The organism is Vibrio sp. 1159 (genome assembly GCF_033340395.1).
Taxonomy (GTDB): domain Bacteria; phylum Pseudomonadota; class Gammaproteobacteria; order Enterobacterales; family Vibrionaceae; genus Vibrio; species Vibrio alginolyticus.
On sequence record NZ_JAWOWL010000036.1, the window covers coordinates 39,669 to 54,859 of the forward strand.

General features: G+C 45.5%; 13 protein-coding genes. 3 read left to right on the forward strand and 10 right to left on the reverse strand.

Features of this window, described 5'->3' with window-relative positions; all coding sequences use genetic code 11:
* The first annotated feature begins 89 nt into the window (after nt 1-89).
* Nucleotides 90-1,274: an NO-inducible flavohemoprotein gene (hmpA, locus tag R7127_RS21580; RefSeq protein ID WP_047103962.1), complete on the forward strand. Its 1,185-nt coding sequence runs from the start codon at nt 90-92 to the stop codon at nt 1,272-1,274.
* Nucleotides 1,275-1,354: 80 nt separating this feature from the next.
* Here the strand turns inward: hmpA and motX are convergent, their stop codons facing one another.
* Nucleotides 1,355-1,990 carry a flagellar protein MotX gene (gene motX / locus R7127_RS21585; protein ID WP_005381388.1) on the reverse strand — a complete coding sequence of 212 codons (636 nt, stop codon included), beginning with the start codon at nt 1,988-1,990 and terminating at the stop codon, nt 1,355-1,357.
* A gap of 216 nt (nt 1,991-2,206) precedes the next feature.
* On the reverse strand, nt 2,207-3,523 hold the full coding sequence (locus R7127_RS21590) for an adenylosuccinate synthase (protein WP_005381385.1): 1,317 nt from the start codon (nt 3,521-3,523) through the stop codon (nt 2,207-2,209).
* A 172-nt stretch (nt 3,524-3,695) separates the two neighbouring features.
* Here R7127_RS21590 and R7127_RS21595 point away from each other — a divergent pair, with 172 nt between their 5' ends.
* Nucleotides 3,696-3,881, forward strand: a complete 186-nt coding sequence (locus tag R7127_RS21595; RefSeq protein WP_206971467.1) for a DUF2065 domain-containing protein — start codon at nt 3,696-3,698, stop codon at nt 3,879-3,881.
* Nucleotides 3,882-3,944: 63 nt separating this feature from the next.
* Here R7127_RS21595 and hflC read toward each other — a convergent pair whose 3' ends face one another.
* From hflC to tsaE, 8 genes are all read right to left on the reverse strand, one after another.
* Nucleotides 3,945-4,925: a protease modulator HflC gene (hflC, locus tag R7127_RS21600; RefSeq protein ID WP_005381382.1), complete on the reverse strand. Its 981-nt coding sequence runs from the start codon at nt 4,923-4,925 to the stop codon at nt 3,945-3,947.
* Nucleotides 4,926-4,927: 2 nt separating this feature from the next.
* Nucleotides 4,928-6,133: an FtsH protease activity modulator HflK gene (gene hflK, locus R7127_RS21605; protein ID WP_017633728.1), complete on the reverse strand. Its 1,206-nt coding sequence runs from the start codon at nt 6,131-6,133 to the stop codon at nt 4,928-4,930.
* 45 nt (nt 6,134-6,178) lie between these two features.
* A complete protein-coding gene (hflX, locus tag R7127_RS21610; RefSeq protein WP_005381380.1) occupies nt 6,179-7,468 on the reverse strand; it encodes a ribosome rescue GTPase HflX in 1,290 nt (429 codons plus the stop codon).
* 38 nt (nt 7,469-7,506) lie between these two features.
* Nucleotides 7,507-7,770: an RNA chaperone Hfq gene (gene hfq, locus R7127_RS21615; RefSeq protein ID WP_005381379.1), complete on the reverse strand. Its 264-nt coding sequence runs from the start codon at nt 7,768-7,770 to the stop codon at nt 7,507-7,509.
* Between the two features lie 194 nt (nt 7,771-7,964).
* Complete coding sequence (miaA, locus tag R7127_RS21620; protein ID WP_054577180.1) at nt 7,965-8,897, reverse strand: tRNA (adenosine(37)-N6)-dimethylallyltransferase MiaA; 933 nt, start codon at nt 8,895-8,897, stop codon at nt 7,965-7,967.
* Nucleotides 8,894-10,906, reverse strand: a complete 2,013-nt coding sequence (mutL, locus tag R7127_RS21625; RefSeq protein ID WP_182039809.1) for a DNA mismatch repair endonuclease MutL — start codon at nt 10,904-10,906, stop codon at nt 8,894-8,896. The genes miaA and mutL overlap by 4 nt, the downstream gene beginning before the upstream one ends.
* Before the next feature lie 18 nt (nt 10,907-10,924).
* The gene (locus tag R7127_RS21630; protein WP_182039808.1) at nt 10,925-12,634 is read right to left on the reverse strand and encodes an N-acetylmuramoyl-L-alanine amidase; all 1,710 of its coding nucleotides are present in this window, start codon (nt 12,632-12,634) and stop codon (nt 10,925-10,927) included.
* The gene (gene tsaE / locus R7127_RS21635; protein WP_172563466.1) at nt 12,628-13,092 is read right to left on the reverse strand and encodes a tRNA (adenosine(37)-N6)-threonylcarbamoyltransferase complex ATPase subunit type 1 TsaE; all 465 of its coding nucleotides are present in this window, start codon (nt 13,090-13,092) and stop codon (nt 12,628-12,630) included. Before tsaE ends, R7127_RS21630 begins: the two co-directional genes overlap by 7 nt.
* Nucleotides 13,093-13,367: 275 nt before the next feature.
* Between tsaE and queG the strand changes: the two genes are divergently transcribed.
* Complete coding sequence (gene queG / locus R7127_RS21640) at nt 13,368-14,495, forward strand: tRNA epoxyqueuosine(34) reductase QueG (protein WP_005381370.1); 1,128 nt, start codon at nt 13,368-13,370, stop codon at nt 14,493-14,495.
* Nucleotides 14,496-15,191: the final 696 nt, after the last annotated feature.

Below are 15,191 nucleotides of genomic sequence, written 5' to 3' on the forward strand. Positions count from 1 at the left end.
AAAGTGTAAATCTTTTCTTGATCGAAAGATACATTTGAGATACAACTTTAAACATGCATTATAAATACAACTTAAAGTAGGAAGCCCTTATGCTCAGCAATCAAACTATCGAGATCGTCAAAGCGACCGCACCACTCATCGCCGAAACAGGACCAAAACTGACCGCGCACTTTTACGAGCGTATGTTTACTCATAACCCTGAGTTGAAAGATATTTTTAACATGAGTAACCAGCGTAACGGCGATCAGCGTGAAGCATTATTCAACGCTATCTGTGCCTATGCTGCCAATATTGAAAATTTGCCAGCTCTGCTTGGCGCAGTAGAGAAAATTGCGCATAAGCACACGAGCTTTTTGATCACAGAAGATCAGTACCAAATCGTTGGTAAGCATTTACTTGCGACAATCGATGAGCTTTTTAATCCAGGTCAAGAGGTGTTGGATGCTTGGGCTGAGGCTTACGGCGTACTTGCGAATGTATTTATTCAGCGCGAAGAACAAATTTACCAACAAAATGAAGCTTTGGAAGGCGGCTGGCGCGGTCTACGCGAATTTGAATTAGTCGATAAAAAGATTGAGAGCGAACACATTTGCAGCTTTGTATTCAAGCCAACCGATGGTCAAAAAGTGGCGCCGTATAAACCGGGACAATACCTTGGCATCTACATCAACAGTGACCAGTTAGAAAACCAAGAAATTCGCCAATATAGTCTGTCTTCTGCGGTCCAAGAGAACACTTACCGTATCTCGGTAAAACGTGAAGAAGGCGGAAAAGTGTCGAACTACCTGCACGATAGCCTGAACATTGGCGAAAAAGTGCAGCTTGCGGCCCCTGCCGGTGACTTCTTTATGGATGCCGAACCACAAACACCCGTTGTTCTAATATCTGCTGGTGTGGGACTTACTCCAACGCTGTCAATGCTAGAAAGTCTCTCAGCACATCAAGCACCTGTAACCTGGGTTCATGCAACCGAAAATGGCCAACAGCATGCTTTCAAGCAACACGTAAACCAACTCGTTGCAGAAAAAGAAAATATGAACGCGCTCATTTGGTATAACCAACCAACGGCAGAAGACAAACTAGGTGAAGACTTCCACTTCACGGGCTTTGTCAATCTGTATGAAATTGAAGCTGCATTAAAGCAAGATAACGTGCAGGTGTACTTCTGTGGCCCTGTAGGATTTATGCAGCACATAGCGAAACAGCTATTAGAACTTGGCGTACCAGAAGAGCAATTCCATTACGAATGCTTCGGTCCACACAAAGTGGTTTAAGCGCTATCAGCTATCGGGAAAACAACAAAGCCCACGTGACGTGGGCTTTGTTGTATGAAGTTGTTTGCAATATTGAAGCGTTACCAAAAGGTGTCTCGCCGTTTAGCTCGAGCAATAACGTTTTGTGGCATGCGCTGTTCAAGGCCGTTTCTCAATACAGTTATGCGCTTATGCTGCCGCTTATCTGCTGTGACAGAGTTATATAACCAACGATACGCATCTTCGTAATCGAGTGGACTGCCATAATCACGTAAAAGCAACTCGGCCAGATGAATACGCGCGTTTAGGTTTCCCATTGACGCAGCTTCTCGCAAATATGGAATTGCACGTTCTTTATCTTGCTGTACTAAAGTGCCACGCGAATAGTATCGGCCAATCTGCTCTAGTGCAGCTGGTAACCCCTGATGCGCTGCATTTTCGATGTAGTAAAGACCCAGTTCGACATCTTGCTCGACACACACCCCCCAAGCCAACATATCTCCGTACAGAAATTCATAAGCGGGTAAGTTAATTCGAGTCGCACGAGCTACGATATCCTCCACCAGCTGGCAGTTATCAGCGCGCACACGTTGTAAGTGCTTATTTTGCTCAATAAGCTTTATCAGCTCTGCTTCGGTATAGATCGGAACTGGTGCCCCCACATCAGCAACATTGGCTTTCACTGTGGTAGCAACCAAGGTCAACAACAGTGAAGCAGCCACTGTTCGTAACTTCATAAACGTACCCTTAAGGTATCTAAGAAACCAAAGATCGGTGAAGGATCTCCTCTGCTTGATAACCTTATCGGCAAAAAACAGCTAAGCTTTAGACAATTTTTGCCTCTGATTTAGGCTCAGCGGCAAAAGCTTGCCATATGAGAGTCACGCTGTTTTTGTTCAGATACAAAAAAGCCGACCAGAAGGTCGGCTTTTGCAATCTTTAACGGCTATCAATTAAGCTTCGAATGGGTGAACTTTGATGATAGTTTCGTTACGGTCAGGACCTGTAGAGATGATGTCTACTGGAACGCCAGTTAGCTCTTCAATACGCTTGATGTAGTCAAGAGCGGCTTGTGGTAGAGCATCTAGTGACTTAGCACCAAATGTGTTCTCAGACCAACCAGGCATTGTTTCGTAGATTGGCGTTGCTTTTTCGAATGCTTCAGCAGCCATCGGAGAAACTTCTAGCACAGAGCCATCTTCCATCTTGTAACCAGTACAGATTTTTAGCTCTTCTAGACCATCTAGTACGTCTAGTTTAGTTAGACAGAAACCAGATACAGAGTTGATTTGGATTGCACGACGCATAGCAACAGCATCGAACCAACCTGTACGACGTAGACGACCAGTTGTCGCACCGAACTCGTGGCCAACTTCACCTAAGTGCTTACCAATTGGATCTTGCTTATCTAAACCGTCGTATAGTTCAGTCGGGAATGGACCAGCACCAACGCGAGTACAGTACGCTTTTGCGATACCCAAGATGTAACCGATGTGACGAGGACCAAAACCAGAACCTGCAGCAACACCACCAGCTGTCGTGTTAGAAGACGTTACGTACGGGTAAGTACCGTGGTCGATATCAAGTAGTGTACCTTGTGCGCCTTCGAACATGATCTTGTCGCCGCGCTTACGTGCTGCGTCTAGTTCGTCAGTTACGTCGATAACCATTGAAGTTAGTAGCTCAGCGTAGCCTTTCGCTTGCTCAAGTACTTCTTCGTAGCTTACTGGCTCCGCTTTGTAGAAGTTAACTAGTTGGAAGTTATGGAACTCCATGACTTCTTTTAGCTTCTCTGCGAAAGTCGCCATATCGAATAGGTCGCCAACGCGTAGACCACGACGAGCAACTTTATCTTCGTATGCTGGACCGATACCACGACCAGTAGTACCGATAGCTTTTTTACCGCGAGCGATTTCGCGAGCTTGGTCCATTGCAACGTGGTAAGGAAGAATTAGCGGACATGCTTCAGAAATGAAAAGACGCTCGCGTACTGGAATACCGCGCTCTTCAAGAGGCTTCATTTCTTTAAGTAGAGCTTCAGGTGATAGTACAACACCGTTACCGATAACACATTTTACGTTATCGCGAAGGATACCTGATGGAATTAAGTGAAGAACGGTTTTTTCACCGTCAATTACGAGAGTGTGACCTGCGTTGTGACCGCCTTGGTAGCGTACCACGTATTTTGCATCTTCAGTTAAAAGGTCTACGATTTTACCTTTACCTTCGTCACCCCATTGGGTGCCTAGAACGACTACGTTATTTCCCATCTTTCCAAGTCTGATTGCTAGTTAAAAATGGATTCTAGCACCGAATCTCACTTCTTGCAGTCATTTTTTGTTCACAGAGTCGCTACCAGAATGTCATCTTGCCGCTTTGTTCATTTTGAAATCAGCATATCACTGATAGTATTTAGCTTTCTCTATTCGACTGGAAAGCGCTATGTCTGAATCCATATGGTTGGCGATTGGGCTCGTCTTGATCATGGAAGGCATTGGGCCACTGATTGCTCCTAACGGTTGGCGGAATATGGTGGTTCAATTAAGTGAACAACCCAACAATCAGCTACGACGCATCGGTGGCTGCCTAGTAGTTGCTGGAGCCGTCATCGCCATCATGATGAGCTAGCACTTAGCATCAGATACAAAAAAGGCTCCCTAAGGAGCCTTTTATTTCAATAAGACGCGGAGATTATTTCTCCATGCTGCCCTTCGACTGGTTCATGTATTGGAAGAACTCACTCTTCGGATCAAGCACCAGAATATCGCTCTTAGAGCTGAAGGACTTCTCATACGCACGTAGCGAGCGTAGGAAGCTAAAGAACTCAGGGTCTTTGTTGTACGCTTCAGCATAAATCTTCGCAGCCTCAGCATCCGCTTCACCTCGTGTCACACGCGCAGTTTTATCAGCTTCAGCTAGAATAGTTGCTACTTCTAGTTCTGCTTGAGCACGAATAACTTCCGCCTTTTCACGACCTTGAGAACGGTGCTTACGAGCAACAGACTCACGCTCCGCACGCATACGACGGTAGATAGACTCACTGATTTCATCAGGCAGGTTGATTTTCTTCATTCGGAAATCAACGACACGAACCCCCAAGTCTTTCATTGCGCTTTCACGCGTGTCTTTCAATACTTCAGACATGATTAGGTCGCGTTCACCATCAATCTCAAGCGCTTCACGAGCCGCTTCAGTTGCGACAACATCAGCACTTGCGTCTTCTGGTAGCACATCATCGTTACGTGGACCAGATACGATCTGTTTGATTTCACGAGCACCGATTTCAGAACGAAGCACGTCCGTCACTTTACGCTCAAGTAGTGCCTCTGCCGTTAGCGAGTTACCACCGCCTGTCGCGAGGTAGTAGCGACCAAAATCTTCAATACGCCACTTCACGTAGGTATCAATGATAACGTCTTTTTTCTCGGACGTTACGAAACGGTCGGCACGACCATCCATTGTTTGGATACGTGCATCAAGTTGTTTAACACGGTCAAACAAAGGCATCTTGAAATGCAGACCAGGCTCGTAAATTCGAGTGATGTCGTTATTGTCTTTCAAGACACGACCAAATCGAACCACGATACCGCGCTCACCTTCAGGAATCACAAACAAAGACATCAACATTAATGCCAGTGCGATTACCAGTACAGGGATCATTAACTTACGCATTCTTAGTATCTCCCTTGACGTGAACCTGTTGAACGAGACTGCGTGTTCGAAGTGTCTTCTTGTGTACGATCTGACTCAAGTTGAATTTGATCATAGGTTGAAGATGACTTCGATTTACGTTTGGTATCTGCTTTGCCCTCTTGTCCCGCCAACTTATCGATTGGAAGGTAAAGAAGATTGCCGCTTGATTCCGAGTCAATCAACACTTTCGAAGTGCTTGAGTACACCTCTTCCATTGCGTCGATGTACAGACGATCACGCGTTACACCAGGCGCTGCTTGGTATTCTGGTAGTAGTTTTTCGAACTGTGCTACCTGACCAAGAGCCTCGTTAGTGACACGCTCATTGTAACCTTGTGCTTCTTTCTTCAAACGCTCTGCACGACCCGTTGCCTTAGGCAAGATTTCGTTCTTGTATGCTTCAGCTTCACGAATGAAACGCTCTTCATCCTCACGTGCTGCGATTGCATCATCAAACGCATCTTTCACTTGCTCTGGTGGACGAGCAGACTGGAAGTTCACATCAACAAGTACCAGACCCATATCATAGCTATCAATGATTTGGTTCAGTGTTTCTTGCGTAGTTTGACGAATTTGCTGACGACCACTGGTTAGAATGCTATCCATCAATGAGTCACCAATTACTGCACGTAGTGCAGAATCCGTTGCTTGACGCAAGCTGTCGTCTGCATTGGTTACACGGTACAAGTATTTGTATGGGTCAGTCACTCGGTACTGAACATCCATCGCAACTGTTACAACGTTTTCATCTTTGGTCAGCATTAGACCAGATGCACGTAGTGAACGAATCGCTTGTACGTTTACCGCTTCGTACTCATCAATAAAGCGAGGACGCCAGTTAAGACCTGGGTCTACGATACGATCGTATTTACCTAAACGCAGTACAACACCACGCTCTGCTTCACCGATGGTGTAAAAACCAGCGAAAAACCAAACCGCAACAGCAATCAGAGCAATCACGCCAAAGCCAATTGCACTACCACCACCGCCGCCGATTGGAGAACCACCGCCGCCTTTTTTACCAAACTTGCCGCCCAGCTTTTGACTCAGTTTGTTGAACACTTCATCTAAATCTGGCGGACCTTGATCTCGGCCACCAGGACGCTGGCCACCACGATTATTATTACCCCAAGGGTCATTATCGCGGCCATTGTTGCCGTTGTTATTTCCAGGCTCATTCCACGCCATTAGAAAGCTCCATCATTTGATATGACGTTATACTGTAGCAGTCCTTTAAGTGACTATAAAGCCAGTCAAAACTGCCCCTTCTCTTTTTTCAAGTCTAGACCAATCTACTTGCTGCATTCGAATATCGATCAACAAGTTACCATCCTGGTCATATTCCTCACGTTGAATACACTTCATTTGGAAGAAGGTACTACGGAATCGTCCTTGATACTGTGGAGGAATTCGCAACTGATGCTCGACCATTTGTGACGCCAGACGTTCCGTCAGAGCCTCAAACAGGACATCAATGCCCAACCCATCCATTGCTGAAACCCAAACTGCGCGAGGTACGCCTTCCTCGTCTCGTTCTATACGTGGTTTCTGCGAATCTAGATTGTCGATTTTGTTCATGACAACCAGAGTCGGCACTTCATGCGCGTCGATCTCTTCTAGTACTTCATGAACAGCTTGAATATTCTCACGAAAACGCTCATCACTGGCATCAACAACATGTAACAAAATGTCAGCTTCTTGCGTTTCCTGCAAGGTTGCCTTGAAGGCCGCAACCAAGTCGTGTGGCAAATGTCGAATAAAACCAACCGTGTCTGCCAAGATGGCAGGACCAACATCTGCTAACTCTATCTTACGTAAAGTCGGGTCCAAAGTAGCAAATAATTGATCAGCCGCGTACACGCCAGCTTCTGTAATACGGTTGAAGAGTGTCGACTTACCCGCGTTGGTGTAACCCACAAGTGAAACCGTTGGGATTTCAGCTCGATTTCGGGCGCGGCGCCCTTGTTCACGCTGCTTCGCTACTTTGTCTAAGCGTCGCAGGATGGCTTTGATTCTGTCACGCAATAAGCGACGGTCGGTTTCCAGCTGGGTTTCACCCGGGCCACGTAAACCGATACCACCTTTCTGCCTTTCAAGGTGTGTCCAACCACGAATCAAACGAGTAGAGATATGACGAAGTTGAGCCAGCTCTACCTGTAGCTTACCTTCGTGTGTTCGAGCTCGTTGAGCAAAGATATCGAGAATAAGACCAGTGCGGTCGAGAACTCGACATTGGCACAGTGCTTCGAGGTTACGTTCTTGGGCAGGAGAGAGGGCGTGATTAAAAATCACAATTTCGGCACCCGTTGATTGTACCGCTGTAGCAATCTCTTGGGCCTTACCCTCTCCGACATAGTATTTCGGGTGTGGGGATTGACGACTACCAGTTACCACTTGTAGCGCCTCTACCCCAGCAGAAGAAACCAGCATTTCGAACTCAGCCAGATCTTCCCATTCACCTTCTTGCGTGAAGTTGATATGAACAAGTACGGCTCGCTCACCGGATTCATAACGGTCAAACAAGCAATCAACTCCTTATTTTAAAAATACTCGATGAAGAATTAATCTTCAGATTTCTCTTGTGGACGCTCACCTTGTGGACGTTCACCGCTGTGATGGCTCACTGGACGAGCCGGCACAACTGTTGAGATCGCGTGCTTGTACACCATTTGGTTAACAGTATTCTTCAGCAGGATCACAAATTGATCGAATGATTCGATCTGACCTTGTAGTTTAATACCATTCACAAGGTAGATAGATACCGGGATACGCTCACGACGTAGCGCGTTTAGAAATGGGTCTTGTAGAGATTGCCCCTTAGCCATTTTTATTTTCCTTATTTAATTTGTAGTTGTAATTATTTAGCTAGTGGTGCAATGCAAAAGATACGGCTTTTGCATCTGAGCTAAACGAATCAAAAATGCACTCTAAGTAATTAGCAGCATAGTATAAAAACCGCCAACAACAGATCCTTTGAGAGTGCGTTCACGCAAAAACGATCACATTATACACAGCTATGTCAATCAGATGCTATTGCTTCCGACATCGTTTCTAATGCCTGTTCAATGTTCTCGCTATCCAACCAAGTTAAATCATCCCAGCTGCGTAACCAGGTGATTTGACGCTTGGCCAATTGACGAGTCGCGCATACGCCACGAAATACCGCTTCGTCACGTGTACACTCCCCATCTAAATACTCCCACATCTGTCGGTAACCGACGCATCGTATGGAAGGAAGATCGGGGTGAAGATCTTTTCGCGAATGTAACGCTTTCATTTCTTCTTCAAAGCCCGCTTCCATCATCTTCTCGAAACGGAGTTCAATCCGACGGTGAAGTTCTGCCCTATCCTTGGGAGCTATTGCAAACTGCTTGACTCGGTATGGTAGGCTTTCACCTTTCGTTTGAGTCAATTCAGTCAAAGTTTTACCTGAAATGCGAAAAACTTCCAATGCCCGAGATAAACGTTGGGGATCATTGGGATGGATTCTCGCGGCTGACACAGGATCAACCTCTTTGAGTTCATCGTGCAACACTGACCAACCTTTAGTCAATGCCTCTTGTTCAATTTGCTGACGAATTTCAGGATTTGCAGCAGGAAGTGGTGATAAACCTTCAAGTAACGCCTTGTAATACAGCATTGTTCCACCCACAAGAAGTGGAATTTTTCCTTCTGCAACAATATCATCCATCGCTCTCAATGCATCTCGACGAAAGTCGGCGACAGAGTAAGATTCACTTGGGTCCAAAATATCTATCAAGCGATGAGGCGCCAAACTTAACTCTTTTTCATCCGGTTTCGCCGTACCGATATCCATCCCTTTGTAGATCAAAGCAGAATCAACACTGATGATCTCAACCGGAAATTTTTGACGAAGACGAATCGCCAGCTCAGTTTTGCCTGATGCAGTTGGCCCCATTAAAAATAGCGCCAAAGGTAGTTTATCTGTCATGGTTTTAATTTGGCTATCGTGGCAGAGAAATCAACAGCGGATACGAATTTTGTATCTTCTAATGGCAATTGACCATGTCTTAGCTGTTCAAGTTCCGCAATAATTTGAATGGCTTCAGAAAAAGTATAGTGACTCTTCACTGTCGTGACCTGTAATGCGAGCCAATCTATCAACTCAGACAGCATCTGAGCCGCTGCTATACCTTCGTTCACACAAGATTGCGCGTAAGATAACAGATCTGGTACTAAATTTTGTAAGTTTTGTTGACGCAGCGGAGCTGGGACGCCCATCACCATTAAGGCGTGCTCGTTTCTCGCTTTCAATTGAATACCAAGCAATGCCAAATCTTGTTGATAATCTTGGGCCAGTCTCACTAATTCGGCCTCTAACTTAATAGATAGAGGAACAAGCAGAGGTTGTGCCTTGAGTGCACCATCGCTTGGAGTGAGCTGGCCTTTTACACGATAAAATTCTGCTCTAGGTAACGAGACTAACGCCGCCCCACTGTCACTGCCCATCAAAACAAATTGTTCATCGACCACCATCAGCGCTTTGCCTAATGCAGTAATCGATGGCATTGATGTGTGCGAAGTTATCGTTTGGGGCGCTATTGGAGTGACTGCCTGAACCTCAAACTCTGGCGTTTTCAACAGCTCGTGATAAGCGCGTACTTCTTGTTTAGTTGGCGCTAGTTCTACGTGGCGCTCTTTACTGTGACTTGGCTTTGGTGCGGGTTTGGATTCCACCCAATCATTACGTTTGAATGACTCCACTACGCGCGCCTCTCGCACGGAGGTTTCACTAGGACCGCTATTACGAGGCTTCACTTCATAATCACTGCGTCCAGGATAAGCCGGTGTACTCTCTATCGCTTGATAAACCCGTTCTGGTACTGGTGAAGATGCTGGCTCTTGTACTTTTTCAGGCTCTGGCGAATGCTCAATCTCTTCAGACTCAGTCGGTTCCACGCGATGAAATGCCGATTCATTCACCTGTGGTTTATCAATCACGGCGCTTTGTGAAAGTGCATCCGTCAAAGCTTGATAGATGAAATCATGCACCAAACGAGCTTGGTGGAAACGCACTTCATGCTTAGCAGGGTGAACATTCACATCTACTTGGTGCGGATCTAGCTCAATAAAGAGCACATACGCAGCAAACTGATCTGGCTTTAAGCTCATTTCATAGCTTTGACGAATCGCGTGATTGATTAATTTGTCACGCATCATTCGGCCATTCACATAGCAATATTGTAAATCGCTTTGCTGCCTTGCTCCCTCTGGTGTGGTAATCCACCCATGTAACTTTAACCCTTGATGCTCAAGCTCGATTCTGAGCATATGCCGCACAAACGCATTACCGCAGACAGCAGCAATACGCTTTTCGGTTTGAAGCTGATTTTTCGCCGCGCGATATTGACGGATGATCTTGCCGTTATGACGCACATTGATGGTGACATCAAAGCGGCTTAACGCAATGCGTTTCAATAACTCATCAATATGAGCAAATTCGGTTTTCTCCGTACGAAGAAACTTGCGACGCGCTGGAGTATTAAAAAATAAGTCCAACACCTCAACAGTCGTGCCAATCGGGTGCGCTGCTGGCTTAAGCTTCACCTGCATATCACGCCCTTCGGAGTAGGCACTCCAGGCTTCTTCTTGTGCCGCAGGACGCGACGTGAGCGTCAAACGCGAGACTGAGCTAATACTGGCTAACGCTTCACCGCGAAAACCTAGACTCATAATGGCTTCGAGATCATCTAAGGTATGTATCTTAGATGTCGCATGACGACTGAGCGCTAAGCCAAGTTCATCTTTCGCGATACCTTTTCCGTTATCACGAACACGAATCAGCTTTGCGCCTCCTTTCTCGATATCGATATCGATTCGAGTTGCGCCAGAATCAAGACTATTTTCAACCAGCTCTTTAATCACAGAAGCAGGTCTTTCGACCACTTCCCCTGCGGCGATTTGGTTTGCAAGTCTGGCTGGCAAAATTTTAATCGTCATAATGAGTTAGAAGCTCACCTACTTGTTTGGAATGATCAGGACTTGCCCAACCGCTAGCTGATCAGAGCGTAAGTTATTCGCTTTACGAATGCTCGATACGCTAACGCCGTATTTGGACGCTATTTTGCCAAGGAACTCACCCCGAGAAACCTTGTGCTTACGAATCGGTTTATCTTTTACCGCGACCGTTATCTTCAACTTTTGCCCTACCCACAAGGTATCTGACTTCAAGTTATTCTCTCGGCGGATATCTGAAACCTTCACTTTATAGTGATTCGCAATCTTACCTAAGAACTCACCAGACTTAACCTTGTGCGTAATGGTTTCTGTCTCAACAGTAATCGGTTTACTTGGCACTTTAATCGTACCAGCAGAAGGAATGTTGAGCTTCTGACCAATTGCCAAGCCTGTCGACTTCAAGTTGTTTGCCGACATCAGCGCTTTAGAGCTAAGCCCATATTTGTTCGCGATCACCGATAATGACTCGCCACGCTTTACAATATGTACCATTGGCTTCGCTGAAGGCGAGAACACCGTACCCTCTGGTGGGTTATCTTTTAAGTACTTGACGACCGCCTTAGTGATAGCCTGAGCTAACTTATCTTGGTGCGCTCGTTGAAACAGTAAACGCTCTTCTGTTGGGTTAGAAATAAAGCCCGTTTCCACTAGCACAGACGGAATCTGTGGAGAGCGTAAAACCGCAAGGCTGGTGTTGATCGGTTTGGTGTTATGCAGGTGCGCAACACGTCCCATCTCACCTAGGATTTCTGTTGCCAGCTTATAACCTTCTTTTTGTGAATGACTAAACTGCAAGTCCAACAAAGTTTGGTTCACGTTACGATCTTTTGTCTTCGTGAAGAACGCATTACCCGAGCCGCCCAATAACTCAGACTGTTTCTCATGGTTCTCGACCCAACGAGCAATTTCGGTATTTGCACGACGAGTATTTAGTACGAAGACCGATCCACCGCGAGGCTTCGGTGAAGTAAACGCATCTGCGTGAATGGAGATCAGCAAGTGCGCATCATTTTCACGAGCAATCGCGACACGACGGTTTAAGTTTACAAAATAATCTCCCGTACGAGTCATGCGCGTTTTAATACCAGGAGTCGCATCGAGCTGAGCAGCAATTTTTCTTGAGATACTCAATACCGCATCTTTCTCGTACTTACGACGTGAAGGGCCAATAGAGCCAGGGTCTTCCCCACCGTGACCAGGGTCGATAACAATTAACACTTCTTGAGCTCGTTGAACTGAACTCATGTCTTTGCTGGCCGCCGCTGGCTTACTCGGTTTAGAGGTCGATTCCTTCTTACCGTGCGGTAAATCAATCACCAAGCGGTGACCATACTGCCCACCTGGTGTTGGGCTTAATTTAAATAATTCCGCTTGAACGCTCTTTTTTAGTTCAAACACCAAACGATAAGTGCCCTTCTCTGGAGGCGAGCTTTTTCGTACCAGTTTTAAAACAGGGCTATCCGTAACAGTAACAGGCAGTTTGGCCTGCATAGTCGTGCTTTTTAAATCCACGACAAGGCGATCCGGCCCTGATAAAGAGAAATAGGAATAGTCAGCTTCCGAGCCTAAATCGATGACAACACGTGTTTCATCAGGTGAAGGCCAAACTCGAAAACTCTTAACGACGTTAGCAAATGCTAAATTGGGGATGAGAAGGAGAAAAGTGGCGACAAACGTCGCCACTACTCTAAAATTTGAAAAACTCAACATAGCTCCAATCGACTGAGTAACTGCACACCATAATCATTATTAGCTGTTAGTTCGGCTACACGTTGCTCACCTTGGTAGCGAATGTTTACATCAAGATCCGGTTGTGGCAGTAAGCCATGCCCTTTTTCAGGCCATTCAACCAAGCAAATCGCATCGTCTGTGAAATAGTCTCGAATCCCCATAAACTCAAGCTCTTCAGGATCCGCAAGACGATAAAGGTCGAAGTGATATACTTGCCACGGATCCAACTGGTACGGTTCGACTAGAGTATAAGTTGGACTTTTCACGTTACCTTGATGACCAAGAGCACGGACAAAACCACGACTAAAGGTTGTTTTACCTGCACCCAAATCACCATGCAGATAAATTGTGGTTTGCTGGGAACAAAGCTGAGCCAAAGCGGTGCCTAGTGCAACCGTTTCATGCTCATCTTTTAAATTGAATTGTTTCGTGCTCATTGATGCTTCTCTAACTAATGATCGTTGACTATATAAAAATCAAAAGAACAGGAATAGTAAACCGTGTTGGTTTTGAGAGACAAGCTTTCAAATGTCATATGTGCGAAAAAAGTATCCAATAAACGGTATCTTAATCATCTTAGTATCGACCTAGATTTAGAATATATGCAAATGACTTCAATAAGCAGTATTCACAACATCAAAAACGTACCTAACTGGGTAGCACCAAAGCCAGAGATCCGTTAAGATCCGCCCCCTTTATTCCGGTGGTTAACATGAACTACGAACAACTCGCACAACAAATCAAAGTTTGGGGAAAAGAACTCGGCTTCCAAAAAGTTGGGATCTGCGACGTTGATCTGAGTGAACATGAAGCAGCACTACAAAAATGGCTTGATGCAGGCTATCACGGCTCCATGGATTGGATGGCTCGTCACGGTATGATGCGTGCTAGACCCCATGAGCTACTCCCGGGAACCGTTCGTGTTATCAGCGTCCGGATGGACTATCTGCCACCAGAGGCTCAATTCGCTTCGAACCTCGCGAATAAAAGTCATGCCTATATTAGCCGCTACGCACTAGGGCGCGATTATCACAAGCTCGTCAGAAAGCAGCTAAATAAGCTCGGCAAACTTATTGAACAAGAGGTTGGTCAATATGGTTACCGACCTTTCGTTGATTCCGCACCAATATTAGAGCGACCTCTCGCCCAAAAAGCGGGCTTAGGTTGGACCGGGAAACATTCCCTGATTTTAGATCAAGACTGTGGATCGTGGTTCTTTTTAGGTGAACTACTTATCGACTTACCACTACCCGTAGATGAGCCAAGCGTTGATCAGTGCGGTAAATGCAAAGCATGCATTACATCATGCCCAACACAAGCCATCGTTGAAGACAAAGTTGTCGATGCCAGGCGTTGTATCTCTTATCTCACCATCGAGTTCGATGGCGTGATTCCTGAAGAGTTTCGAAAGCCAATGGGTAACCGCATTTATGGTTGTGACGACTGTCAATTGGTTTGCCCATGGAACCGCTACGCCGACATAACGGAGCAAGATGATTTCCACCGTCGTGACAGTTTCAAAAACCCTGACCTCGTCGACATGTTTAACTGGGATGAAGCGACTTTTCTAAAAAATATGGAAGGCTCCGCTATCCGTCGTATTGGTCATATACAGTGGCTACGTAACATCGCTGTCGCACTTGGTAATGCAGAATATAGTCAGCGAATCATAGATGCGCTGGAAAGTCGGCAAGGTGAAAATAAATTACTTGATGAGCACATTAAATGGGCTTTGACAGAGCAACTGAATCAACTCCCCACTGAGAGTAATTCATCTATAGAGACGAAAAAGCAACGCTTAATAAGGATAGTCGAGAAGGGACTGCCGAGAGACGCATAGAGCGTAGTCTATATGCAAGAGATTGAAAGTACTTTTGCATGTTCAATTCATGACCTTGTTCTCAATTTTGTAATGTGGAAAAAAATTTGAGATTCAAGAAAAACAAGCTAGCAGAAAAAAGTTAAACACAGCTCGGAGAAATGACTAGGATCAAAAAAATACCAGTTAATGATCGTATTTTAACGTACTCGATCCGACAAAAAACTTATTTTTTCTTTATATAACAAAGATTTAATTGATATTTCTTTGTTGTTTCAACTTCACTTTAGAGAAAAGATCTTTCTTCCCCATCATAAAAAGTCAAGCTAAAAACACTTTATCAACCAACTTATCCACAGAACGACGTATGTGGATAACTCTGTTAATTAAAGTAGATAAAACACGCGAAGCCTCATCATACTTGTACGTCAGCCGATTCATATCGTGTTTTAAACACAAACGAAATCGTCCGACATCATATGATGCGGATAAAAGTTTAGCTTTTGGGGATTCATGCTTCGCAGCATTATGAAAAGAGCGATGTGATTGGTTGCGAGAAGCAGGCGTTGAATCAAGCGGCGCATCCGTAGACGACTTAACAATTGTATACTAAATAAGTACTCAATCTATCGTCTTGTATTTGGTTGCGGGGGCCGGATTTGAACCGACGACCTTCGGGTTATGAGCCCGACGAGCTACCAAGCTGCTCCACCCCGC

What these genes read in the sequence shown, in the direction of transcription:
- hmpA (WP_047103962.1), top strand. Translation starts at nt 90, where the DNA reads ATGCTCAGCAATCAAACTATCGAGATCGTCAAAGCGACCGCACCACTC.
- motX (WP_005381388.1), bottom strand. Translation starts at nt 1,990, where the DNA reads ATGAAGTTACGAACAGTGGCTGCTTCACTGTTGTTGACCTTGGTTGCT.
- R7127_RS21590 (WP_005381385.1), bottom strand. Translation starts at nt 3,523, where the DNA reads ATGGGAAATAACGTAGTCGTTCTAGGCACCCAATGGGGTGACGAAGGT.
- R7127_RS21595 (WP_206971467.1), top strand. Translation starts at nt 3,696, where the DNA reads ATGTCTGAATCCATATGGTTGGCGATTGGGCTCGTCTTGATCATGGAA.
- hflC (WP_005381382.1), bottom strand. Translation starts at nt 4,925, where the DNA reads ATGCGTAAGTTAATGATCCCTGTACTGGTAATCGCACTGGCATTAATG.
- hflK (WP_017633728.1), bottom strand. Translation starts at nt 6,133, where the DNA reads ATGGCGTGGAATGAGCCTGGAAATAACAACGGCAACAATGGCCGCGAT.
- hfq (WP_005381379.1), bottom strand. Translation starts at nt 7,770, where the DNA reads ATGGCTAAGGGGCAATCTCTACAAGACCCATTTCTAAACGCGCTACGT.
- miaA (WP_054577180.1), bottom strand. Translation starts at nt 8,897, where the DNA reads ATGACAGATAAACTACCTTTGGCGCTATTTTTAATGGGGCCAACTGCA.
- mutL (WP_182039809.1), bottom strand. Translation starts at nt 10,906, where the DNA reads ATGACGATTAAAATTTTGCCAGCCAGACTTGCAAACCAAATCGCCGCA.
- R7127_RS21630 (WP_182039808.1), bottom strand. Translation starts at nt 12,634, where the DNA reads ATGTTGAGTTTTTCAAATTTTAGAGTAGTGGCGACGTTTGTCGCCACT.
- tsaE (WP_172563466.1), bottom strand. Translation starts at nt 13,092, where the DNA reads ATGAGCACGAAACAATTCAATTTAAAAGATGAGCATGAAACGGTTGCA.
- queG (WP_005381370.1), top strand. Translation starts at nt 13,368, where the DNA reads ATGAACTACGAACAACTCGCACAACAAATCAAAGTTTGGGGAAAAGAA.